Origin of the sequence: Brevundimonas sp. EYE_349 (assembly GCF_023147505.1) — a bacterium.
Taxonomy (GTDB): Bacteria; Pseudomonadota; Alphaproteobacteria; order Caulobacterales; family Caulobacteraceae; genus Brevundimonas.
The window spans coordinates 171,080-193,479 of record NZ_JAHXPB010000004.1; the positions used below are offsets into that span (position 1 = coordinate 171,080).

At 66.6% G+C, this 22,400-nt stretch carries 25 protein-coding genes and 1 pseudogene; 12 read left to right on the forward strand and 14 right to left on the reverse strand.

Annotated elements, in window-relative coordinates; translation table 11 throughout:
* Window positions 1–8 precede the first annotated feature (8 nt).
* Entirely contained in the window at window positions 9–701 is a 693-nt protein-coding gene (phoB, locus tag KZX42_RS09150; RefSeq protein ID WP_248118897.1) for a phosphate regulon transcriptional regulator PhoB, read from the forward strand.
* Window positions 702–742: 41 nt separating this feature from the next.
* Here phoB and KZX42_RS09155 read toward each other — a convergent pair whose 3' ends face one another.
* Window positions 743–1,666, reverse strand: coding sequence for an Hsp33 family molecular chaperone (locus KZX42_RS09155; RefSeq protein WP_248118898.1), 924 nt, complete (start codon window positions 1,664–1,666; stop codon window positions 743–745).
* Window positions 1,667–1,866: 200 nt separating this feature from the next.
* On the opposite strand from KZX42_RS09155, the gene KZX42_RS09160 reads away from it, so the two are divergent.
* The 4 genes and pseudogenes from KZX42_RS09160 to KZX42_RS09170 all read left to right on the forward strand — a co-directional run bounded on the left by KZX42_RS09160 (window position 1,867) and on the right by KZX42_RS09170 (window position 6,335).
* Window positions 1,867–2,406 carry a hypothetical protein gene (locus tag KZX42_RS09160; protein ID WP_248118899.1) on the forward strand — a complete coding sequence of 180 codons (540 nt, stop codon included), beginning with the start codon at window positions 1,867–1,869 and terminating at the stop codon, window positions 2,404–2,406.
* A 121-nt stretch (window positions 2,407–2,527) separates the two neighbouring features.
* Window positions 2,528–3,055, forward strand: a pseudogene (locus KZX42_RS17320) (HAD-IB family phosphatase); the annotation flags it as partial.
* Window positions 3,056–3,190: 135 nt separating this feature from the next.
* The gene (gene serA / locus KZX42_RS17325; RefSeq protein ID WP_348983623.1) at window positions 3,191–4,420 is read left to right on the forward strand and encodes a phosphoglycerate dehydrogenase; all 1,230 of its coding nucleotides are present in this window, start codon (window positions 3,191–3,193) and stop codon (window positions 4,418–4,420) included.
* A gap of 112 nt (window positions 4,421–4,532) precedes the next feature.
* Window positions 4,533–6,335 carry an autotransporter domain-containing protein gene (locus KZX42_RS09170; protein WP_248118901.1) on the forward strand — a complete coding sequence of 601 codons (1,803 nt, stop codon included), beginning with the start codon at window positions 4,533–4,535 and terminating at the stop codon, window positions 6,333–6,335.
* 25 nt (window positions 6,336–6,360) lie between these two features.
* Here KZX42_RS09170 and KZX42_RS09175 read toward each other — a convergent pair whose 3' ends face one another.
* Complete coding sequence (locus KZX42_RS09175; protein WP_248118902.1) at window positions 6,361–6,924, reverse strand: GGDEF domain-containing protein; 564 nt, start codon at window positions 6,922–6,924, stop codon at window positions 6,361–6,363.
* Between the two features lie 175 nt (window positions 6,925–7,099).
* Between KZX42_RS09175 and purE the strand changes: the two genes are divergently transcribed.
* Window positions 7,100–7,591 carry a 5-(carboxyamino)imidazole ribonucleotide mutase gene (gene purE / locus KZX42_RS09180; RefSeq protein WP_248118903.1) on the forward strand — a complete coding sequence of 164 codons (492 nt, stop codon included), beginning with the start codon at window positions 7,100–7,102 and terminating at the stop codon, window positions 7,589–7,591.
* Window positions 7,592–8,674 (forward strand): 5-(carboxyamino)imidazole ribonucleotide synthase, encoded by a 1,083-nt coding sequence (locus KZX42_RS09185; RefSeq protein ID WP_248118904.1) that lies wholly within the window; start codon window positions 7,592–7,594, stop codon window positions 8,672–8,674.
* A 239-nt stretch (window positions 8,675–8,913) separates the two neighbouring features.
* Here the strand turns inward: KZX42_RS09185 and KZX42_RS09190 are convergent, their stop codons facing one another.
* On the reverse strand, window positions 8,914–9,561 hold the full coding sequence (locus KZX42_RS09190; protein WP_248118905.1) for a COQ9 family protein: 648 nt from the start codon (window positions 9,559–9,561) through the stop codon (window positions 8,914–8,916).
* A 187-nt stretch (window positions 9,562–9,748) separates the two neighbouring features.
* Between KZX42_RS09190 and rpsU the strand changes: the two genes are divergently transcribed.
* Window positions 9,749–9,991, forward strand: a complete 243-nt coding sequence (gene rpsU, locus KZX42_RS09195; protein ID WP_087120183.1) for a 30S ribosomal protein S21 — start codon at window positions 9,749–9,751, stop codon at window positions 9,989–9,991.
* A gap of 103 nt (window positions 9,992–10,094) precedes the next feature.
* On the opposite strand, the gene KZX42_RS09200 is transcribed toward rpsU, so the two are convergent.
* The 7 genes from KZX42_RS09200 to KZX42_RS09230 form a co-directional block, all read right to left on the reverse strand.
* The gene (locus tag KZX42_RS09200; RefSeq protein ID WP_248118906.1) at window positions 10,095–11,453 is read right to left on the reverse strand and encodes an ABC transporter permease; all 1,359 of its coding nucleotides are present in this window, start codon (window positions 11,451–11,453) and stop codon (window positions 10,095–10,097) included.
* Complete coding sequence (locus tag KZX42_RS09205; RefSeq protein WP_248118907.1) at window positions 11,450–12,397, reverse strand: ATP-binding cassette domain-containing protein; 948 nt, start codon at window positions 12,395–12,397, stop codon at window positions 11,450–11,452. Before KZX42_RS09205 ends, KZX42_RS09200 begins: the two co-directional genes overlap by 4 nt.
* A gap of 64 nt (window positions 12,398–12,461) precedes the next feature.
* Entirely contained in the window at window positions 12,462–14,348 is a 1,887-nt protein-coding gene (locus KZX42_RS09210) for a CocE/NonD family hydrolase (RefSeq protein WP_248118908.1), read from the reverse strand.
* Between the two features lie 68 nt (window positions 14,349–14,416).
* Entirely contained in the window at window positions 14,417–15,055 is a 639-nt protein-coding gene (locus KZX42_RS09215; RefSeq protein WP_248118909.1) for a M23 family metallopeptidase, read from the reverse strand.
* A gap of 164 nt (window positions 15,056–15,219) precedes the next feature.
* Entirely contained in the window at window positions 15,220–15,444 is a 225-nt protein-coding gene (locus KZX42_RS09220; RefSeq protein WP_248118910.1) for a DUF465 domain-containing protein, read from the reverse strand.
* A gap of 37 nt (window positions 15,445–15,481) precedes the next feature.
* Window positions 15,482–15,946, reverse strand: coding sequence for a TIGR02444 family protein (locus KZX42_RS09225; RefSeq protein ID WP_248118911.1), 465 nt, complete (start codon window positions 15,944–15,946; stop codon window positions 15,482–15,484).
* Window positions 15,946–16,545 carry a UbiX family flavin prenyltransferase gene (locus tag KZX42_RS09230; protein WP_248118912.1) on the reverse strand — a complete coding sequence of 200 codons (600 nt, stop codon included), beginning with the start codon at window positions 16,543–16,545 and terminating at the stop codon, window positions 15,946–15,948. The genes KZX42_RS09225 and KZX42_RS09230 overlap by 1 nt, the downstream gene beginning before the upstream one ends.
* A gap of 116 nt (window positions 16,546–16,661) precedes the next feature.
* On the opposite strand from KZX42_RS09230, the gene KZX42_RS09235 reads away from it, so the two are divergent.
* Window positions 16,662–16,835 carry a DUF465 domain-containing protein gene (locus KZX42_RS09235; protein ID WP_248118913.1) on the forward strand — a complete coding sequence of 58 codons (174 nt, stop codon included), beginning with the start codon at window positions 16,662–16,664 and terminating at the stop codon, window positions 16,833–16,835.
* 77 nt (window positions 16,836–16,912) lie between these two features.
* On the opposite strand, the gene KZX42_RS09240 is transcribed toward KZX42_RS09235, so the two are convergent.
* Complete coding sequence (locus KZX42_RS09240) at window positions 16,913–17,578, reverse strand: cell cycle transcriptional regulator TrcR (protein ID WP_248118914.1); 666 nt, start codon at window positions 17,576–17,578, stop codon at window positions 16,913–16,915.
* Between the two features lie 220 nt (window positions 17,579–17,798).
* Between KZX42_RS09240 and KZX42_RS09245 the strand changes: the two genes are divergently transcribed.
* Window positions 17,799–18,461 carry a beta/gamma crystallin-related protein gene (locus KZX42_RS09245; protein WP_248118915.1) on the forward strand — a complete coding sequence of 221 codons (663 nt, stop codon included), beginning with the start codon at window positions 17,799–17,801 and terminating at the stop codon, window positions 18,459–18,461.
* Here the strand turns inward: KZX42_RS09245 and KZX42_RS09250 are convergent.
* Window positions 18,458–19,429, reverse strand: coding sequence for an NAD(P)H-quinone oxidoreductase (locus KZX42_RS09250; protein ID WP_248118916.1), 972 nt, complete (start codon window positions 19,427–19,429; stop codon window positions 18,458–18,460). The genes KZX42_RS09245 and KZX42_RS09250 overlap by 4 nt on opposite strands.
* 88 nt (window positions 19,430–19,517) lie before the next feature.
* Between KZX42_RS09250 and KZX42_RS09255 the strand changes: the two genes are divergently transcribed.
* Complete coding sequence (locus KZX42_RS09255) at window positions 19,518–19,721, forward strand: DUF1192 domain-containing protein (RefSeq protein WP_248118917.1); 204 nt, start codon at window positions 19,518–19,520, stop codon at window positions 19,719–19,721.
* Between the two features lie 107 nt (window positions 19,722–19,828).
* Window positions 19,829–20,329, forward strand: a complete 501-nt coding sequence (locus tag KZX42_RS09260) for a DUF1465 family protein (protein ID WP_248119141.1) — start codon at window positions 19,829–19,831, stop codon at window positions 20,327–20,329.
* Between the two features lie 9 nt (window positions 20,330–20,338).
* Here KZX42_RS09260 and KZX42_RS09265 read toward each other — a convergent pair whose 3' ends face one another.
* Both KZX42_RS09265 and rpmE read right to left on the reverse strand, forming a co-directional pair.
* Window positions 20,339–21,901 (reverse strand): L,D-transpeptidase family protein, encoded by a 1,563-nt coding sequence (locus KZX42_RS09265; RefSeq protein ID WP_248118918.1) that lies wholly within the window; start codon window positions 21,899–21,901, stop codon window positions 20,339–20,341.
* Between the two features lie 168 nt (window positions 21,902–22,069).
* Entirely contained in the window at window positions 22,070–22,294 is a 225-nt protein-coding gene (gene rpmE / locus KZX42_RS09270) for a 50S ribosomal protein L31 (RefSeq protein ID WP_087119900.1), read from the reverse strand.
* Window positions 22,295–22,400: the final 106 nt, after the last annotated feature.

Genomic DNA, 22,400 nt, shown 5'->3' on the forward strand with positions numbered 1-22,400 from the left:
GACCCGACGTGCAGCCCTATATCCTTGTGATGGAAGACGAGGACGCGCTGGCGACCCTGCTTCAGTACAATCTGGAAAAGGAAGGTTACGACGTCACCGTCGCCGCCGACGGTGAAGAAGGGATGCTCCAGATCGACGAGCGCCAGCCTGATCTTGTTCTGCTGGACTGGATGCTGCCCAAACTGTCGGGCATCGAGGTCTGTCGCCGTATCCGGGGCAAGGCCGAGACGCGCAACCTTCCGATCATCATGCTGACGGCGCGCGGCGAGGAAAGCGACCGGGTGCGCGGTCTGGACACCGGGGCCGACGACTATCTGACCAAGCCCTTCTCGATGGTCGAACTGATCGCCCGTATCCGCGCGGTGCTGCGCCGCATTCGTCCCGGTCTGGCCGACGACCGGCTGAACCACGGCGACATCATCATCGACCGGGTGTCCCATCGCGTGAAGCGCGACGGCAAGGAGGTTCACCTTGGCCCGACCGAGTTCCGCCTGCTGGACCACTTCATGCAGCATCCGGGCCGGGTGTTCAGCCGTGAGCAGTTGCTGGACGCCGTCTGGGGCTCCGACGTCTATGTCGAGGCCCGCACCGTGGACGTTCACGTCGGCCGCCTGCGCAAGGCCCTGTCCATCGGCGACGACAGCGCCAATCCGATCCGCACCGTCCGCTCTGCGGGCTATTCGCTGGATCTGGAAGGCTAGATCAAAAGAGAGGGCGGCTCGCGGAGCCGCCCTTTTTTGGCTCAGATCTGCTCGGCGACCACCTCGTCGGGGTCCAGCGCATAGACGGTGGCGCAGTATTCGCAGGTGACGCGAATCTTGCCGTCGTCCTCAAGCATATCGGCGCGTTCGGCGGGGTCGAACGAAGCCAGGACCGAAGCGATCCGGTCGCGCGAACAGCGGCAGACGGCGGTCAGCTCGCGCGCGCCTTCCAGCCGGACCCCGTCCTCGTGGAACAGGCGGAACAGCAGGGTCTCGGGCGAGATCGTCGGGTCGATCAGTTCGTCGTCGGCCAGGGTGCCAAACAGGGCGCGGGTGCGGTCCCAGACCTCCTCGGTCGATCCGCGCGTCTCGTCGCCGGCGATGATCTGGATCATCGCCCCGCCTGCGCGCCATTGCGAACCGGTCTCCGTTTCGACCGCGCCTACCGCCAAGCGCACCTTGGTCGGCACCTGTTCGGACTGCTGGAAATAGTGTTCGGCCGCCAGCGACAGGCTTTCGCCCTCGATAGGAGTGATGCCCTGGGTGCGCTCGAAGTCGGGGCCGCGATCCAGAGTCATGACGAAAACACCCTGGCCCAGCAGCGACTTGGCGCCGGGACGGGAGAAGCCCTTGGACGCCTCGCCGACCTCGGCCTCGTCATAGCGGCAGTAGCCGCGCAGGGAGCCATCGGTGCCATAGTCGGCCACGACATAGCGCACGGGGCCGTCGCCCTGGGCCTGGACCAGCAACCGGCCGTCGAACTTCAGGCTGGAGCCGATCAGGGCGGCCAGGGCGCAGGCTTCGCCAAGCAGGGCGGCCACCGGCTCGGGATAGGCGTGGGCGGCCAGAATCTTGTCGATGGCGGCGCCTAGGCGAACCAGGCGACCGCGCACGGGCCAGCCCTCGATCTGGAAGGCGGCGGCCAGATCGTCGGAAATGGGAGTTTCGGGCGCGTGATCGGTCACGGCGGGGTCCTTTGGCGACGTCATTTCGGGATCGCGGCTATGTAGGCGCCGAGGCGGCCGTTGATAAGGGGCAATCCGGCGCGGGGTCAGGGCCATGCGACGCGCGGTCGACGGAACCCTTTTCCGCGCGGTTCGCTCTTTTCCGACAAGCGGAGCCGTCGCTCCGCCTGACACGCCATTTCGAGGAAAAGGTCCCGCCGATGATCCGCGACATCGATCCGATTGAAGAAATTCGCAAACATCCCGGCATCACGGCCGGCAGCCTGGCTGCCTTGGTGCTCGGCGCGGCGGCTGTCGTCTATCTGACGCAGCGCACCGGGCCGACCCGCTATCAGCGCATCAAGACCCGCATCGACCCGCGCGGATGGGTCGATACGGCCGAACTGCGCGACCGTTTCCACGATGCGGTGGACGCCTTCCGTCATCGTGCGGAAGAGGTGGGCGAACAGACCGCCGACTTCTCGCGCGAAGCCCGCCACCGCGCCGCAGACGCCGCCTATGACGCCCGCGACCGCGCCGATGCTTGGTTCCGCTCGGCGCGCAAGGGGTCGAAGAAGGCCATGAAGAAGCACGGCAAGACCGCGCGTCGATATGCGGACGACGCCGGGGCCTACGCCCGCGATCATGCGCGCGAGGGCGGGGCGCTTCTGGCCGTCGCGACCATCGCCGCCGCTGTCGGCGCCGCCGTGCTGGAAAGCCGCCGCCCTGACAGCCGCGTGCGCCGGATCGTGCGTTTCTGACATAGTCGTGCCGCCCCGTGGGTGAAACACCCGCCGAGCGGCATGGTTTAAGCGCAACTGTGCGCCGTCATCAGCATGGCTTGGCTATGCTGCGTGCGCGAAGGCGGCTAAGACGCGCCACATGACTGCGCGCCCCACTCTGATCTTCGACTTCGATTCGACCCTGGTCGATTTCGAGACCCTTGAGGCGCTGGCCGACATCGCCCTGACAGGTTCGGCCGACGCCGATGCGATCCGCGCCGAGATCGCATCGCTGACCGACAAGGCGATGGCCGGGACGCTGGATTTCGGCCAGGCGCTGCGCCAGCGTCTGGCGCTGCTCCCCCTGACCCGCGACCATGTGCAGGCGCTGGCGCAGACCGCGCCCGATCGGTTGACGGCCTCCGTTCGGCGTAATCTCAACTTCTTCCAGCAGAACACCGGCAAGATCGTCATCATTTCCGGCGGTTTCCGCGACGTGATCGCCCCCGTCGCTCAGGAACTGGGCGTTTCGCCGGACCGGGTGCTGTGCAACGACCTGATCTATGACGCCGAGGGGCGTGTGACGGGCGTCGATGAGGCCAACCCTCTGTCGCGCGATAATGGCAAGCCCGCCGCCATCCATGCCCTGAACCTGTCCGGTCGCGTCGTCATGATCGGTGACGGCTGGAACGATGCGGAGGTCAAGATCGCCGGGGCGGCCGACGCCTTTTACGCCTTCACCGAGGTCGTGCGCCGCGCGCCGGTGGTCGAAGTCGCGGACGCGGAAGCCGCCTCGCTGGACGAGGTGCTGCACGCCGAGGGCCTGGCCGGTCGTTGGTCCTTCCCGCGCAGCCGCATGAAGATGCTGCTCTTGGAAAACATCCACCCCGCCGCCGTCGAACGGCTGGAGGAGGCGGGCTATTCGGTCGAGACGCAGAAGGGCGCGCTGGACGAGGACGATCTGATCGCCGCCATCAAGGGCGTCCATGTGCTGGGCATCCGTTCCAAGACCACGGTGTCGCGCCGGGTGCTGGAACAGGCGGACAAGCTGATGGCCGTCGCCGCCTTCTGCATCGGCACCAATCAGATCGATCTGGAGGCGGCGTCCGATCACGGCGTGGCGGTGTTCAATGCGCCCTATTCCAATACGCGCTCGGTGGTCGAACTGGCCATCGGCCTGATGATCGTGCTGATGCGCGACGTCCCGGACAAGTCGGCGGCCATGCATGTGGGCCAGTGGAACAAGTCGGCTACCGGCTCCAAGGAGTTGCGCGGCAAGACCCTGGGCATCGTCGGTTATGGCGCGATCGGCAGCCAGTTGTCTGTGCTGGCCGAGAACCTGGGGATGCGGGTTCTGTTTTATGACCTGTCGGAACGGCTGGCGCTGGGCAATGCGCGGCGGATGCGGTCTCTGGACGCCCTGCTGGCCGAAAGCGACGTGGTGACGCTGCATGTCGATGGACGGCGTGAGAACGCCGACATCTTCGGCGCGGCCCAGTTCGGCCGGATGAAGGAGGGCGCGCTGTTCCTGAACCTGTCGCGTGGTCATGTCGTCGATGTCGGCGCCCTGGCCCAGGCCATGGGGTCGGGCCGGGTCGCCGGCGCGGCCGTGGACGTCTTCCCCGAGGAGCCGCGCACCAATTCCGATCCCTTCGAAAGCCCGCTTCAGGGGCTGAGGAATATGATCCTGACGCCGCATATCGGCGGCTCGACCGAAGAGGCGCAGGAAGCCATCGCCGAGTTCGCGGCCGAGCGGCTACTGGGTTATCTGAACCGGGGGGACACGACATTCAGCGTCAATCTGCCCAACGTGCAGTTGGCCGATGTGTCGGGCGCGCACCGCATCCTGCACATCCACAGGAATCAGCCCGGCGTGCTGGCCGAGCTGAACCGGGCGCTTGCTGCGGCGGGTCTGAACATCCTGGGCCAGCACCTGAAGACCGACGAACGCACCGGCTACGTCATCACCGACGTCGATCGCGACTATGACCCGGAGGCGCTGCGGGTGCTGAAGACCGTGCCCGGCACGTTGAAGTTCCGCACCCTGCATTAGGTCACGCCGCGCAAAATCTTCCGAAGGCTGACGTTACGGCATCTTGCCATCTGCGCTGACTGGCGCATCCTCACCGCAACGGCCGCGACCTACGACGGCTGGGGAGGTTCACATGTCACGCTTCATCACCGGCGGCGCCGTCGCCGCCTTGGCGCTGGCCGCCTGCGCCTTTGCAGGATCGGCCTCGGCCCAGACCTACAACCGTCTCGTCGTGTTCGGCGACAGTCTTAGCGACAACGGCAATCTGTATCTGATCTCGGGCGGGACCCAGCCGCCGTCGCCGCCCTACGCCCGTCGGTTCTCGAACGGGCCAACCTTCGTCGAACTGCTGGGCTTCAACGCCGTCAACTTCAACGGCTCGGTGTCGGGCAGCATCAACTACGCCTTCGGCGGGGCGCGCACCGACGCCTCCACCGGCGTGCCGTTCGGCATGTTGAACCAGCTGTCGCGCTATACGGCGGCGGGCGGGCGGTTCAACTCGACCGATCTGGTCAGCGTCCTGGGCGGCGCCAACGACATCTTCCAGGGGCTGCCGGTCGCCGGCGCCTCGGCCAGCCCGGTCGCGGCGATCACGCCCGTCGCCACCGGCGCAGCGGCCAATGTCACCACCCTGATCAACACCGTGGCGGGGGCCGGTGCGGGGACCATCCTGGTCACCAACCTGCCCAAGCTCAGCCTGACGCCCCAGTTCCGGGGGACGGTCGCCGCGCCGCTGGCTGATTACGCCGTCACGACCTTCAACACCGCCCTGCAGACGGGGCTGACGACCACGGCCGGCGCGCGGCCGGGCAGCAACATCATCATGATGGACCTGTTCAAGATCGGCGACACCCTGGCCGCCAACCCAGGCCTGTTCGGCATCACCAACATCACTCAGAGCTGCTTCAACGGGGTCACGGTCTGTTCGAACCCCGACAGCTATTTCTACTTCGACGGCGTTCACCCGACGGCGGCCGGGCATCGGATCATCGCCCAGCTCGCAACCGACTACCTCTACTACGGCGACATCGGCGCCCAATCGACGCTTCAGGGCGAAACGACCTATCGCCACCGCGAGGACGCGCTGGACGCCGCAAGCGACGCCCTGTCGGGTCGTCAGCCGTGGGAGGCGGGCGTCGCCGTCACCACCGCCGCCCTGATCGACAGCGTCGACACCGATGCGCGTGGGCCGGTCACAAGCGTCTCCAGCGACGGCTGGGGCGCGCGGATCGCGCTGGAGGCGGGACCGTCCGCCAACTGGCGCTTCGGCCTGGCCGGATCGGCGCGAAGGACGGACGTGGACAGCCAGGCGTTGCGGTTCAATGTCGAAAGCTTCGGCCTGGACGTCTATGGCGGCTGGCGCTCGGGCGATGTGTTCGTCAATGCGGCGGTAGGTGTGGCGCGCGACAATATCGACGACATCGAGCGCACCACCAGCCTGGCCCCCATCGTCCACATGGCCGAGACACGGGCGCTCACCACCGGCGCGCGACTGCAGGGCGGGATGTGGTTCGACATGGGCGGCTTCGCGCTGTCGCCGCGCGCGGCCCTGGCCTATGTCTCCAGCGACGTGGACGGCTATTACGAACAGGGCGTCGGGGCCCAGTATCAGTATGGCGACCGCACCGTGAAAGCCCTGACCGGCGAGGTGTCGCTGCGCGCCGAGGCGGAGATGGGGCGCTTCGGCCTGTTCGCCGAAGGGGGCTATCGTGACGCGCTGGACGACAGTTCCGATCCTGTCCGCGTCGGGCTTTACAACAACCCGGCCCAGGTCCTGTCGCGCGAGATCGACGATCCGTTCGGCGGTCAGTTCCTGGCGTCTGCGGGCGTGGAAGGCGCGGTCGGGCCGGTCAAGGTCACGATCGGCTATCGCGGTCGCTTCGGCGATCACGCCGAGAGCCATATGGGCGGCATCCAGTTGAAACTGCCGCTCTAAGGAGCGGCGCGGGGAGGGGGCGCGCTCAGCGCCCTTTCTTACGCACCCACATGGCGGCGTCGGCCTCGGCCAGCCACGCCTCTGCGTCTGTATGACCGTCCCAGGCTCGAACGCCGAACGATCCGCCCAACTCTGTTTTCTGGCCGTCCCAGACGAAGCCTTCGGTCTGCAGCGCCTGGGCCAGCTGACGCGCCTTGGCTCGGCCCTCGTCCAGTCCGGCGTGCAGCATCAGAAGCGCGAACTCGTCGCCGCCCATTCGGCCGACCGCATCCGATTCGCGCAGGTTCGCCAGAAACAGACGGGCCACGGCGATCAGGGCGGCGTCGCCTGCGGCATGACCCAGGGTGTCGTTGACGCTCTTGAAGCCGTCCATGTCCAGATACAGCAGAACCGCCGGCACGCCGTGCCGCTGGCAATAGGCCATGGTCCGCTGCAAGGCCCCGATGAAGCCGCGCCGGTTCAGGGCGGGCGTCAGCACATCGTGATCGGCGGCGGCCTCGGCGGCGGCGGCGCGCGACTTCCAGGCGTCCAACTCCAGGCGCAGGCGTGCGATCTCGGCGGTCAGGTCGTGTTCGGCCACGTCGGTCACGGCGCAGGATGGGCTCCGGTCGCGCGACTCACTCAAGGCGTCGCGCAGGGTGAAGCGATGGTAGAGCGTGATTCCGCGACATTGAAGTCGCCGCGCGTCGGAAACCGCCGGCTTGCGGTTGCGGGCGCCCCGTCGGTGCTGTAACGGGCGCCTTTCCGCGAGGGGCCTTGCAGACATGGCGACTTCCGAAACCCCGGTGGCGATCATCATGGGCAGCCGGTCAGACTGGCCGACGATGAGGCTGGCCGCCGACAAACTGGACCAACTGGGCGTCGCCTGGCAGGCCAAGGTCGTCAGCGCGCACCGTACGCCGGACCGTCTGGTTCAGTTCGCCACGGGCGCCAAGGCCGCCGGATACCAGGTCATCATCGCGGGCGCGGGCGGCGCCGCCCATCTGCCTGGCATGGCGGCCTCCATGACCGAACTGCCTGTTCTGGGCGTGCCGGTGAAGTCCAAGGCGCTGAAGGGCATGGATAGTCTGTTGTCCATCGTGCAGATGCCCGCGGGCGTGCCGGTCGCGACCCTGGCCATTGGCGAGGCGGGCGCCGCCAACGCCGGCATTCTGGCCGCGCAAATCCTGGCCCTGGCAGATGCTGCCCTGGCCGAACGGCTGACCGCCTTCCGCACCGCCCAGACCGAATCCGTCGCAGAATCCGTCGAGGACTGAGTGCCCAGCCTTCCGCTTCCCCCCGGTTCGACCCTCGGCATCATCGGCGGAGGCCAACTGGGCCGGATGCTGAGTCAGGCCGCCTCGCGCCTGGGCTTTGACGTCGTTATTCTGGACCCTGAGGCGAACAGCCCTGCGGGCCGGGTGTCGGCGCGTCAGATCGTCGCCGCCTATGACGACCCCGACGCCCTGACGGCCTTGGGCCGCGCCGCCGACGTCGTCACCTTCGAATTCGAGAATGTGCCGGCCGCTTCCATCGAAAGACTGGCCGAGGCCGGCGCCTTGGTCGCGCCGGGACCGACCGCGCTGCGGGTGTCGCAGGACCGGGCGGATGAAAAGACCTTCCTGAACGCTGTCGGCGCGCCGACGGTGCAGTTCGCGGTGGTGGACACGCTGGAGGACCTGATCGACGGTCTGACGGTGCTGGGCGTTCCGGCCCTGCTGAAGACGCGTCGCGAAGGCTATGACGGCAAGGGGCAGGTCTGGATTCGCGATATCGCCGATGCGGCGCAGGCGCTGGAAAGCCTAGGTGGTCGTCCGGCGATCCTGGAGGCAAAGGCCAGTTTCGTGCGCGAGTTGTCGGTTATCGCCGCGCGCGACTGGGACGGCCATATGGCGGTCTATCCGTTGGGTGAAAACAGCCATGAGGGCGGGGTCCTGCGCACGACACTGGCGCCCGCGACTGTGGACGACAAGACCCAAGTCCGCGCCCGCGCCATCGCCGAGGCGATTCTGGACGGGCTGGACTATGTTGGCGTGTTGGGGGTCGAACTGTTCGACTTGGGCGACGACATCCTGCTGGTCAACGAGATCGCGCCGCGCGTCCACAACACTGGTCACTGGACCCAGGACGGCTGCGTTTGCGACCAGTTCGAACAGCATATCCGCGCCGTGACGGGTTGGCCTCTGGGGCCGACCGCCGCTCATGCCCGCGTCGAGATGACCAATCTGCTGGGCGACGAGGTCGAACAGTGGCGTGACTTGGCGGGCAAGTCCGACGAGCGGCTGCACATCTACGGCAAGGCCGAGGCGCGCCCCGGCCGCAAGATGGCGCATGTGAACCGGATGCTAGGTTCGATTTAGCCGAATTTGACTTCGTCACATCTCACGACGTTGAGAACGCCATTGGGGATCGGTTTGCTTTCGACCCAGCAGACCTTTGGTTTCGTTCGCGATGGCGGCTCTTGATAAGACAGCCCGCCTAAAAGCGCTGACCCCGCTAAAACTCCGATCCCGCTCAGGACGATGGTCTTCCGCATCTCACAACCTCCGTTTACTGCGATTGTCGCACAGGTTGTTGGTTTCGGCAATCGTGGGATGCCCTAGGTTCTTGCCCCATACCGCATCCGACTCAGCGCCTCATTCACCCTACGGAACGGCGCGTCGAAATCCTTGCCTGCCTTCCATTTTTCGAAGGCCATGACGTTTTCGATGCGGCGGGCGACGAATTCTTCTGCGCGTTCACGACCGTCGAACCAGCGCATCGTCAGGGCTGGAATCAGGATGCCCGACAGGATGGTTCGCTTCGAATAATGGTTCCAATCGGTCGCCTCGTCGCCGGCCCAGCGCCACAGGTGGTCAGCGCTTTCCCAGGCCAGTTTCAGCCCTAGATCGGCGTTGGCGGGCAGGGCCAGGAAGGCGGCGCATCGGCGTGTGGCCTCAAGGTCGGCGGCGCCCGCCTCCATCCGCTCGGACACGGCGCGGGCGATTCTTTCGCGAATCTTCAACGACTTGGCGTCGATGGCGGACAAGGCCTGTAAGGCCCGCGAATCGTGGCGACGCGACAACAGGGCGGCCAGATCACGCGCGCCATTGGGCAGCAGCAGTTCTTCGTCGCCAAGGGACAGTCCGCTGGCCTCGCACGCCTCGCGCACCAGGCGCGCGTTCCAGCCCAGGGCGGGCGCGCGGGCTATGGCGGCGTCCAGCACGGTCTGCTCGGTGCGGTCGGCCCAGTCGGGGTTCTGTGTCATGGGGGGAACATACGCCTGTCGCGCGGGGGTTTCGAGCCTTCAAGAATGGTCGCGTTGAACTGGACAGGGCAGGGTGGGTCGTGTATCAGCGCGCCTTCATCCGAGGGCCTCGCTCCCGGAAGACGATTTTATTTTGTTCGCCCGTCTCCCTCACAGGACGCGGCGGGCGGCCAAAGGAGAGTTTAACCTGGTTCAGATTTTCGTCCGCGACAACAACGTCGATCAGGCGCTGAAGGCCCTGAAGAAGAAGATGCAGCGCGAAGGCAGCTTCCGTGAAATGAAGCGCCACGTGCATTACGAAAAGCCGTCGGAAAAGCGCGCCCGCCAAAAGGCTGAAGCTGTCCGTCGCGCCCGCAAGCTGGCGCGCAAGCGCGCTCAACGCGAGGGCCTGCTGCCCGCGCCGAAGCCGCGCGTTCCCGGCGGTCGTTAAGACCTCGGCGAAAGCCACAAGATTAGAGGCCGCTTCCGAAAGGAGGCGGCCTTTTTCGTGTCTCCTCCCCACCGCTTTCGCGACGGGGAGGATAGACGCCTGCCTAGTTCTGTCCTGTCACCGCCCGGCCGAACGTTTTCCAACTCAGCTTCACGTCCGACAGGGCGCCGGCGCGGAAGGCGCGGCCGGCGATCCAGACCATGAAGGCGGCCGTGGCGAACATGCCGATCAGGGTCAGCACGACCTCGATCAGGGGCGGATCGCTGGGCGCCCGCGCGCTCATCAGGAAGGGGGTGAAGAAGGGAATCCACGACAGCACCTTGACCACCGGCGCGTCCGGGCTGGTCAGGGCCATCTGCATGACCAGGATGGGCACCACCAAGATCATCATGATCGGCCCCATCAGCGTCTGGGCGTCGCGCGGCGTCTCGCAGAAGGCGCCGATGGCGGCGAACAGCACCGCATACATCAGATATCCGCCGACCATATAGGCCATGAAATAGAAGATCAGGCCGTCGTGCATCAGCGCCTGTCCGATGCTGGCCGCCACCTGGGGCGAGGCGGACATCAGGGTCGATGCGCCGATCCCGCCCCACACCGCCATGACCGTCAGCGTCAGCAGCGCCACCCCCAGCACCTTGCCGGTCAGAATCTCGGTCGTCGACGCCGAGGACAAAAGCACCTCCAGGATCTTGTTCGACTTCTCCTCCATCACGCTGTTCAGCAATATGGAGGCGCCGGTGATGACCAGCGACCACAGCAGGAAACCGGCCCCCAGGCCCACGAAGGACGGGATGCGGTCGCGCATCGACACCTCGGCTCCGCTGGCGGCGTTGGGGGAGAAGGCCTTCACCTCGGGCTGGAACGTCTGGATCTCGGTGGCCACGGCCGGAGGCACGCCAGCCTCGGCCAGCAGTTCGTTGCGGCGCGCATCGCGCAGGGCGCTGCGGACGAAGCCGGACACGTCATTGTCGGTGGCGCGGGCGGTCCAGACCTGGGCGGCGGGCTTGCCGTCGATCCGGTTCAGAAACACCACGGCGTCCAGGCGATCGGTCTTGGGCGTCTGCTTGTCCAGCGCCGTCTTGATGGCGGCGTCACGCGCCGGGCCGGTCGCATCGGCGATGGCGGCCGGCGCCGCGACCAAACGAATTTTTGGCGCGCTGATGGAGGCCATGGCGCGCCCGGCGCCGGCCTGACCCTTCTCGGCGGCGATGCGCAGCCGTTCGCCCTGCCGATCCAGATCGGCCTGCAAGGCGTCGCGGACCGTGGCGGCCAAGCCCGTGGCGGCGGGGCCCTGTTCGATCACGGCTACCGTCTTGATCGGCTCGGCCGACCGGATCAGCAGCGGGATGCCCCCGCCCAGCACGGCGAACATCGGAAAGGCCAGCAACGACAGCCAGAACCCCACCGTCTTGGCGTAGGCGACATATTCGCGGCGCGCGATCAGCAGGGTGCGCTTCATTGGACCGCCTCCGACGGCGAGGCGGGTTGGTCGGGATGGTCGCCGGTCAGGCCGATGAAGGCGTCGTGCAGCGTCGGCTCCTTTAAGGCGAAGCCGCGCACGTCCAGGCCGTTCAGGAAGGCGGCCTTCAACGTCTCTTGCCCCGCCGCGCCCGGCGACAGGGCGATTTTCAGCCGTCGCACGCCATCCTGTTCGGACAGGGTTTCGACCCCCGCTACGCCAGGCAGGGTCGCCGCCGCCTGGGCGTCGATGGCGCCGTCCAGATCAAGGAATCGGGGCGAGGTCGCCTTGGCCTGCTCGACCGTGCCTTCGAACGCTTTTCGCCCGCGCGCCAGCAGCACGACCTTGTCGCACAGCCGCTCGGCATGCTGCATCACATGGGTGGAGAACAAGACCGTGGCCCCGTTGGCCGCCAGATCGCGGATCATGGCTTCCAGCCCCTGCTGGTTCATGGGGTCCAGGCCCGAGAACGGCTCGTCCAGGATGACGAACTCAGGCTGGTGCACGACCGAGGCGATCAGTTGCACCTTCTGCGCCATCCCCTTGGACAGTTCCTTCATCTTCTTTTTCTGCGCGGCGCCCAGCCCCTGCTGCTCCAGCATGGTCTTGGCGCGACGGCGACCTTCCGCAGGGGGCAGTCCCTTCAGCGCGCCGAAAAAGGCGATGGCCTCGACCGGCGTCATCTTCTTGTACAGACCCCGCTCCTCGGGCAGGAAGCCGATGCGGTCGCGCACCTGACGTCCGTCGGCGGCGCCCAAAATCTCGATCCGACCCGCCGTCGCCGGTTGAAGCCCCAGGATCATCCGCAGGGTCGAGGTCTTGCCCGCCCCATTGGGACCCAGAAACCCGCAGATCGAGCCCTTCTGAACCTGAAAGCTCAGATCGCGCACCGCGTCGAAATCGCCGTATCGCTTGCTCACGCTCTCCAGCGTCAACGCCGCCATGTCGCCCCCTAATGTTGCAGCCGTCAGCCTATGGGCGTCGCCGCCCGGACGCCAGCCGCCAGAGCTATTTGAGAACCGGCAAGTCGATATAGGAGGCGTCCGCCCCGTCATGGTGCACGGCGTTGTCGGCGATAACACCCTCGCGTTCGCTTTCGTTCGGTCCGCCGGTGTTCAGATTCCTGACGAATTTCGGGAAGTTGGAGCTGGTGATCTCGACCCTGATCCGGTGGCCTGGCTGGAAGGTGTTGCTGATGGTCATCGGCGTCGGCTGAACCGTGGCGACCTGGCCGGGCGTCAGAGGCGTGGGCCTGTCGTAGCCGTCCCGATATCGCGCCCGCATGATGGTGTCGCCCAGGATATAGGCTGTCCCGTCCGGCGCCACATCCACCAGCTTGACCGCGAAGTCGGTGTCGGGCGCCGAGGACGACACCTTCAGCACCGTGTCGATGAAGCCGGTGACCTGCATCGGCTGGGTCAGCGGCTCGGACGTGTAGACCAGCACGTCGTTGCGCGCCTCGATCTGGCGTTGGTCGAAAGCGCCGGCGGTCACCAGACCGCCGTTGCAGCAATCGCCTCCGCCGATGGTCTGGACCGGGTTCATGGGATCGTAGCGATAGCGGTCGGCCGATTCTCCGGCCGGCGGCGCGTCCAGGCTCAACCGTCCGCCGCCGTTCAAACTGTTGGCCGCGCCGCCTGAGCGCAGATACATCCGCACCGTCTGTACGCCAGCCGGCGGCCATTGGGCGGCGGTGCGCCAGGCGTTCTCGCCCATGTTGAAATATTGGACGTGCGGCGTGCTCTCCGGGAAGGCGCGGCGCTCGCCCTTGAGCCAGCGGTCGAACCAGGCATGGACCAGGGCGTCGCTGTCGAAGCTGGCGTCGCCCAGCGCCCGGTCGCCGGAGCGATAGTTGGGCCCCAGGCCGGCGAAGGCGCAGTGGTTGTTCGGGCCGACCACCACATACTGGTTCTCGGCCGCCTCGCGATCCTGCGTCGACGCCCGTGCGTGATTGAACAGTTCCATGTTCGGGCCGATCGACACATCATACCAGCTGTTGAACCACAGGGACGGCACGCCCCAACCCATGTCGTCGTGATACAGGCCGCCCTGGCGCCAGGCCGGATCGGCGGGCGTGCGGGCGATCAACTGTTCGAAGGTGGCGGGCGGCTCACCCAGGTCAGACAGCATCTGATCGACCGGCAGGTGACGAATCTGGCTGGGCCAATTGACCTCGGGCTTCTTGGCGTCCAGGTCGTTGTAGAGGAACAGCCGTGCGCGGGTCTTCTGATCGATGTCGGCTGGAACCTGCGCGCGCAGCGGATTGTCCACCCCGTACAGCCAGACGAAGAACAGGTTGCGTGGCACGCCGCCGGTGTACCAGTTGCCCTGTTCCTGGAACCGACCGACCTTGCCGATGCCGGCGCCGGAAGCCTGGGGCACCATGGCGGCGTGGGCCGGGTGGTTCTGCGCCGCCAGGGCCAGTTGCCATTCGGCGGACGATGAGCAACCCAGCGTGCCCACCTTGCCGTTCGACCAGGGTTGAGCCGAGATCCAGGTCAGGGCGTCGTAGCCGTCGGTCTGCGGATAGCCCAGGATCTGGTAGTCGCCGCCCGAGAAATAGCGCCCGCGCTCGTTCTCGATCACGAAGGCGTAGCCTCGGCTGACCCAGGTCAGGGCCGTCCGTGTCGTGCGGGCGTTGTTGGCCAACTCGTTATAGGGTGTCCGCACGAAGACAGTGGGCAAAGGCGCAGTCGCGTTCTTGGGCCGATAGACATTTGTCGCCAGTCCGACCCCGTCCCGCATCGGCACCATGACCGCCGTCTGCACATCGGCGATGCGCGACAGCTCGGTTTGGGCGGCGGCGTCGCTATAGCGACCATAATCCTGCGCCGATACGGCGAGGGGCGACAGCGCCAGAATCCCGGCCACGACGGCGGCGACGAACCTGTTCATTTCCGATGCCCCTCCCAAGGCGCGGGAAGGTTAGGCCGATTGGTCCGCGGGCGGCAAGGCTAAGGTCGTCAGGCCTTGGGTTTGACGGCGATCTCGAAGTGGCGGTCCATGACCTTGGTCGGATTGACCTGGGCGCCGTCGCGGCGGACTTCGAAATGCAGGTGAGGGCCGGTGGAATAGCCGGTAGAGCCGACCAAGCCGATGCGCTGTGCGGGCGTCAGGCGATCGCCGCTGGCCACGTCGATGCGGCTGAGGTGGCCGTAAAGGGTGGTCATGCCGTTGGGGTGGCGCACTTCGATGAAATTGCCATAGCCCCCAGCGTCATAGCCGGTGCGCAGCACCTGTCCCTCGGCGGCGGTGAAGACGCTGGTGCCCTGGGGGGCGGCGATGTCCACGCCCTTGTGGGCGCGGGCCTTGGCCTCGATGGCCAGTTTTCGCAGGCCGAAGACCGAGTTGATGGCGTAGCCGCGCACCGGGGCGGTGAACACAATCTGGCGCGTGACGGGGCCGGCCTTTTCCGCCTGGGCCTTGATGGGCGGGGCGACGGGGGCGGCGATGGGCTTTGACGTGCGGTCGGGCGCGGGGGCGACGTTCGGGGCGGCGGCGGCGGCGAAGACGGCCACGGCGGCGAAGGCGGCCGTCTGGCCGGAGTGGATCAAAAGGGTCTTGCAGCGCGCCATCGGCGCGTCGGTCAGCAGGCGTCGCATTCGGCGGCGTCTCCAGCGTATTTACGCTCTGGAATTAAGGAACGCGGCGTTCGACGACGCACGGCGTTCCGTGGAAGGCCGGCTTATGCCCGGGGGCTGGGGCGACTTTGGGGCCTGGTCTGGGCGGCGGATGGTCGCAGGACGGAACCGGGCCGTGCCGACGTTCAGGCGATGATGTCGGGCAGGATGACGTCCTCGATCTTCACGATCTCGTCCTTCAGGGCCAGCTTTCTTCGCTTGAGTCGGGCGATCATCAACTGGTCCGGCAGCGTCGCCTGGCTGAGCGCGTCGATTGAGGCGTCCAGGTCGGCGTGCTCCTGGCGCAGCAGTTTGACGCGGGCGTGCAGGGCCGCTTCTTCCTCGCTGATTTCAGGCAGGTCGTCGTTCATCGTCTGGTCCCCGAAGGCGCTTATAGCGACGCCGGCTTCAGGCCGGAAGGGCGTCGGCCAGGCGGATCAGCGCCGGGCGAGGGGTGACGGCGGCCCAGATCCTGGCGGTGGCGGCCAGGCCCTCGATGGCGGCACGAGGCGGAGCGCTGGGCTCGGGCGCCAGCGCCTCCAGCGCCTGAAGAAGATGGCGTTCGGCCTCAAGCTCGACCGCCTTGACGCGGTTGCGGATCGTCTCGCGCGGGCCGTCGTCGATGTCGGACACAGGCGCTTTCAGGATGCGGCGCATGGCCCGCAACGGCGTCACCACCACCCCGTCCCAGGCGCGGGCGGTGTCGCAGGCGGCCTCTATCGTCTCCTCGTCCGGCCGCCGACCCGTAGCGGCGGCCCAGGCGGACCACAGCAGCAGCGGCACGTTCTGTTCGTGATGGTCCTGCAGCGCCAGACAGGCGTCGGAAACGCCCGGGTCGCCATAGGCGGCGACGGCCCAATCCCACAAACTCATCAGCTCAGACCCTTCCAGCGCCGCACGGCGCTCCAGTCTAGGCCGAACAGGTCCAGCGCGCGGCCCACCGACTGGTCGACCATCTCCTGGATCGAGGCGGGTCGGGCGTAAAGGGCGGGCAGGGGCGGGGCGATGACGGCGCCCATTTCGGCCAGGGCCGTCATGGTGCGAAGATGGCCAAGGTGAAACGGCGTCTCGCGCACCATCAGGACCAGCGGTCGCCGTTCCTTCAAAGTGACGTCCGCCGCCCGGGTCAACAGGGTCGAGGTCACGCCCGTCGCGATCTCGCTCATGGTCTTGACCGAACACGGCGCCACGATCATGCCCAGGGTGCGAAACGAGCCGGAGGCGATGGTCGCGCCCACATCGGCCAGCTTGTGCACGACGGACGCCTTGGCGGTCAGCGCCTCCGGCGTCAGATCGGTCTCCTGCGACAATGTGAGCAGGGCGGCCTTGGTCACCACCAGATGGCTCTCGACGCCCAAATCGCTCAGCGCATCCAGCGTCCGCGCGCCATAGATCGCGCCGGAAGCCCCTGAAATTCCGACCACCATCCGGGCGGGCGGGTTCCGTATGGCTCCGTTCACATCATCGACCATTTTTGCGGTCAGCCTCCAACCTGTCCGACGAAGCGGGCTGTCACCGGAATGTGATTCCACAGCCTGCCAAACCGGGCGCTCACTCTACTGGTCCCTAACCTGAGGAGGCGCAAGCCATGACCATCGAGGCTCGTATTCGCGAACTGGGTAACCGTCATCGCAATCTGGATCAGACGATCCAGAAGGAACTCGCCCGGCCGTCCGTGGACACGTTGCAGGTCAGGGAGCTGAAGCAGAGGAAGCTTCGGCTCAAGGAAGAGATCACCAGCCTGGAGGCCCGCACCCACTAAACGGCGTCAGGCTTCCTAGAACGACGACGGCCCCGGAGATTGCTCTCCGGGGCCGTTTTGTTCTGGAAGACCTTATGTCAGTTCTTCGAACCGAACACCGACTCTGCGGTGGGCTCGGCGCTGGGGCGCTGGCGGGCTTCGGGGACGAACTCGGGCTCGGCCTCGACTTCCTCCACGGGCTGGATCGTGCCGCCGCCCTTCTTCAGGTCGTCCTTGGCCTTCTTGTCGGCGGCCTTCTTGACGATCTCGTCCAGGGCCAGCTGGCCGACCAGGCCCAGGGTCACCGGATCGACTGGCTTGATGTTGGCCGAGTTCCAGTGGGTGCGGTTGCGCACGCTCTCGATGGTGGACTTGGTGGTGCCCAGCATCTTGGCGATCTGGGCGTCGGTCACCTCGGGGTGGTTGCGCACGAACCAGGCGATGGCGTCCGGCCGGTCCTGGCGACGTGAGACGGGAGTGTATTTCGGCGCCGGTTTGGCCGATTTCAGCAGTTCGGCGTGGCGGCTGACGATGGCCTTCATCCGATAGTTTTCGTCGGCTTGCGCCTTGTCCAGCTCTTCGCGCGTCAGCTGGCCGCCGGTCACAGGATCGACGCCGCGAATGTCGCGCGCCACATCGCCGTCGGCGATGCCGCGGACTTCCAGCGGGTGAAGACCGCAGAAATCGGCGATCTGCTCGAAGCTGAGGGAGGTGTTGTCGACCAGCCAGACCGCGGTGGCCTTGGGCATCAGAATGTCGCTCATGGGGCGTTCGTCCCGGTGTTGTAGGAGCCGCCGAATGAGGCTTCGGCTGGCGTTGGATACGACGGCGCCCGGCCTTTCGACCGGGCGCTTATGATTTCGATATAGGCCTATTCGCGCGAAAAGAAAACGCCGCCCGACAATCGCATACAGCAACGGTTCATCCGTCCGGTGCAACCCTTGCGGTAGTGAAGGCTTTGAGCCTCAGGGAGAGGAGAACCCCATGTCCATTCTACTTTCGGCCGCCCTGGCCGCCGCGATGGCTGGTCAGGACTACAGCACCCAGCGGGTCGCACCCCGTGGCGGCTACAGCCAGTCATGCACCGAGGCCTACACAAATCGTGGTCGGCTTTACGCCGATTGTCGTGACGTCCGTGGTCGGATTCGTGGGACATCCATCGAACTGGCGCGGTGCGGCAACGAAGAGATCAACAACGACAACGGCCTGCTGGTCTGCGGTCGCTTTCGTGGCGACTATGAGGACAGCCAGCCTGGGCGGCCTGGCGGTGGTTGGAGACCTGGCGACGGCGGCGGCTGGGGATCGGGCAACGGCGGTCCGGGCCATGGCGGGCCGGGTTGGGGCGGCCCCGGTTGGGGCGGCGGAAATGGCGGTTGGGGCCGATCCTCGATCGTCGTCTATGAAAACTCTAACTTCCGGGGCGCTTCGCGCGAGTTCACCAGCGAGGATCGCAACCTGGGCCGCACCCCGTTCAACGACCGCATCAGCTCCGTGCGCGTGCAGGGCCGGTGGGAGGTCTGCACCGACGCGGAGTTCCGGGGGCGCTGCAGGATTGTCGAAGGCGACATCCGCAATCTGATCGGCGGATTCAACGACAGCATCTCGTCGTTGCGTCCAGTCGACGGCGGCTGGCGTCCCCGCCGTTAGACCTGCAGCATGATCTTGCCGATGTGCCCGCCTGCCTCCAGTTCGGCGTGTGCATCGGCCGCCTGCGCCAGCGGATAGACGGCGTCAATGGGCGGTTTGACCGCGCCGGATGCGATCCAGAGCCATGCCTTGGCCTCCACCGCTGCGGCTAGTCGCGCCTTTTCGTCCGCAGAGCGGCTGCGTAGCGTCGATCCTGTCAGGGTCAGGCGTTTCAGCATGATCCGCTGCAGGTCCATCTCGACATTCGGGCCAGTCAGCGACGCGATCACCACCCAGCGTCCGCCGGCCTTGAGGCTGTTCAGGTTCAGATGGGCGTAGTCGCGTCCCACCATGTCCAGCACGACATCGGCGCCGCCCGCAGCCTTGATACGCGCTTCCAGATCGTCCGTTCGGGCGTCCAGGCTGACGTCGGCGCCCAGATCGGCCGCCGCCTTCGTCTTGTCGGCGCCGCGAGAGGTGGCGATGACGGTGGCGCCCGCCGCCTTGGCCATCTGGATCGCCGTGACGCCGATGCCGCTGGTCGCGCCATGGATCAGAAGCGTCTCGCCGGCTTTCAGGGCGCCCGCCTCGAACACATTGGCGAAGACGGTGAAGACTGTTTCGGGCAGGGCGGCCGCCTGAACGAAATCCAGTCCCTCCGGGATCGGCAGGACGTGGCGGGCGTCCACCACCGCCTGTTCGGCGTATCCGCCCCCACCCAGAAGCGCGCAGACCCGGTCGCCGACCTGCCAGCGCGTGACGCCTTTCCCAACCCGAGCGATCTCGCCGGCGACCTCCAGCCCCAGGATGTCGGACGCGCCGGGCGGCGGGGGGTAGGCGCCGGTCCGTTGCAGCAGGTCCGGCCGGTTAACCCCCGCCGCCCGCACGCGGACGACCACCTGTCCCTGTCCGGCGACGGGATCGGGACGTTGCGCGACCTTCAACGCCTCGGCCGGCCCAGCGCCGCCTTCGATCTGGATGACCCGCATCGCACTCGCCTTGCTTTCGTCCGTGTCAGGGCGTTCAGATAGGCGCCCCGGCCCGCCTTGGCCATCACCGGAACGAAAGGCGCAGACGATGTTCGAGGATTTGGAGCCCCGGCCCCGGCGCGGCGAACCGCTGCGCGCCCTGTCGCGCGAAGATCTGGACGTCTATTCCATCGAGGATCTGGAGGGACGCATCGCCGCCTTGGACGACGAGATCGCCCGCACTCGCGCCGCCATTGAGGCCAAACGGTCCAAGAAAAACGCCGCTGACGCCCTGTTCAACTTCGGATCCTGATCGCGAAAGCCGTCGCGGCATGGCATGAGCGTTGCATCGTTTTGTCGAACGGCTCCGTCAGGGACCGATTGCAGGACGGTTCCGCATATCCAATGATCAAAGCTGAAATGACCTTCGCCCACGCCTCCGCCGACCGCAGCCGCACGGTGCGCGATTTCGCCCGGTCGGAACTGTTCGACCGCACCTTCCGCGAAGGCATGGAACTGGTGGAGGAGACGGCCGCCTATCTGGACGGGGAGGGACGTCGCGATTCCAAGATGCTGTCGCGCGCCGCCGCTCTGGCCTATGCGGCCGAGAGCATGAAGCTGACGACCCGGCTGATGCAGATCGCCTCTTGGCTGCTGGTCCAGCGCGCCGTCCGGGAGGACGACATGTCGCCCGAGACGGCTTGCGAGCCGCGCTATCGCCTGAACGATCGCCGTGTCGAGGCCGAACCCAGCCACGCCGAACTGCCGATCGCCCTGGTCGAATATCTGGTGCGGTCCGAAAAACTGTTCGAACGGACCCTGTATCTGGATCGCCGCATGTATCTCGACGACCAGGAGAAGGCCCCGGAGAACCCCGTGCTGTCCCAGATGGGAATGCTGGAGGCCGCCTTCCGGGGCTGATCGCTAGCGTTATGGGCCGACGTCGTTGGCGTCGGCGCGGCCGTCGTCGATGGGCTTGGGCAGGTTGACCCCAATGCCAAGCGCCTGGGCCAGTTTGTCGTCGCGGCCATAGACGTCTTCGCGGAACGCGACACGCCCCTGACCGTCGACGAAGGCGGTCCAGTACAGCAGGCGCACGGAAATCTCGCGCCCTGTCGTCACCCGTGTCGTTTCACGGCTGTCCTGCGCGGCGTCGAACTGTCCCAGCTTGGTCGGATCGGGCGACAGCAGCAGGCGGGCGAACTCGACCGCATTCTGAACCCGCACGCAGCCGTGGCTGCGCTGGCGCGTGGACAGGTTGAAGGCGGCCTTGGAGGGGGTGTCGTGCAGGAAGATGGCGTAGCTGTCGCGCAGTTCGAACTTCACATAGCCCAGGGCCGAGCGCGGACCGGCGCGCTGAATGACCATGCCGTCCTTCACATACATGTCGTTGGCGGCCAGATAGCCCGGCCCCTTGGGCAGGATTTCGCGACGTGCGATGCCGGCCGGCACATACCAGGGCGGATTGGCCACCACCGAGGCGAACGGCTTTTCCAGGCTGGGGGTCTGGTTCTCGGCCGAGCCGACTACGACGCGGTTGGAGTGAACCGGCTTGCCGTCCTTCCAATAGACCATGATGGCGGCGGCGGTGTTGACCTCGATCCGTTCGGGCGCGACTTCGCGCTTCAGCCAGCGGCGGCGTTCCAGGTTCAGGGCGATCTGACGCGCGCGGTCCTCGGCCGAGGCGCCCAGCGACCGCTGGGTGCCCGCGCCGATACGGCCGTCGGCGCCTAGGCCATGCCGGTTCTGGAAGCTTTGCACCGCGCGCTGCAGCTCGGCGTTGTAGGTCAGGCCCTGCGCCTTCAACCGCGCGCCGTCGGCGGCCGACAGGTCGCCCTCGGCGGTCAGCCGGTCGATCAGAGCGGGGATGCGGCGGTCGCTATTGCCCGGCTCGATGGTCGCGCCCTGCGCGAAACGAGGCCAGCCGCCTTGGGCCGCCAGTCGGCGATAGCGCACATAGCCCGCCGACAGGTTCTGATAGCCGATGTCGGTCGGCGCCAGGCCATCGTACCAGTTGGCCAGCACATTACGGTTCAGGGCGTCGGTCAGTCCGCGCGGCAGGTCCACGCGGTTCTTCTGCATTTCCCACAGGTCTTCGACCGTCTCGGGCCGCACCTTGCCTTCGGCCAGCACGCGGGCATAGGCCAAGGCCGCCGCCGTCGTGCGCAAATCCGCGCTGGCGGGGTCCGCCGCCAGGCCCACGAAGTCGAAATAATCGTTGGCGGCCAGGCCATGCTTGTCCGCACGCGACGCGGCCGTATTCAGAGCCCGCACCCGTTCGGCGTTCCACACGGGCCGCCAGTTGTTCAACTCGTAAAAGGCGCGGACGTCGGCCTGCTGGGTTTGCGGCAGACGAGAGATCTGGTCGTTGAAGCTGTTGTAGAAGGCGGTCGCCTCCGGGCCGCGCTGCACGAAGACCTGTTGCGCGCGCGCCGTGGAACCGAGGGCCATGGCCGCCGTGGCGACGCCCAGACCCAGTTGCCGTCTATTCATAACCTGTCCGCTTCTTCGATCGCTTCGGCCAGCGTGGCCGATGCCCCTGGTACCCGAACGCCCCTACATTATCGGCGTTCCGGCCAAACAAAAAGCGCCGGCCTTTCGACCGACGCTCTTGGTGACCTGTTTGCTGCAGTATGTCGCAGCGAAGTCTCAAGTCGGGCCTTACTTCTTGATGAAGCCGGCGAACTTGTTGTTGAAGCGCGAAACGCGGCCGCCGCGGTCCATCAGCTGGGCGTTGCCGCCGGTCCAGGCCGGGTGCGTCGTCGGATCGATATCCAGGTTCAGCGTGTCGCCTTCCTTACCGTAGGTCGAACGGGTCTGGTAGGAAGTGCCGTCGGTCATCACCACGGTGATGAAGTGATAGTCGGGATGCGTGTCCGCTTTCATGGTCGTCGTCCGGTCTCTGGCGCGGTGACGATGCCGACCGTCTGTGCGCGTGAAAATGAGAATCCCGCTGAAAGGTCCAGCGGAAAAGAGCGCGGCGTTTACACCG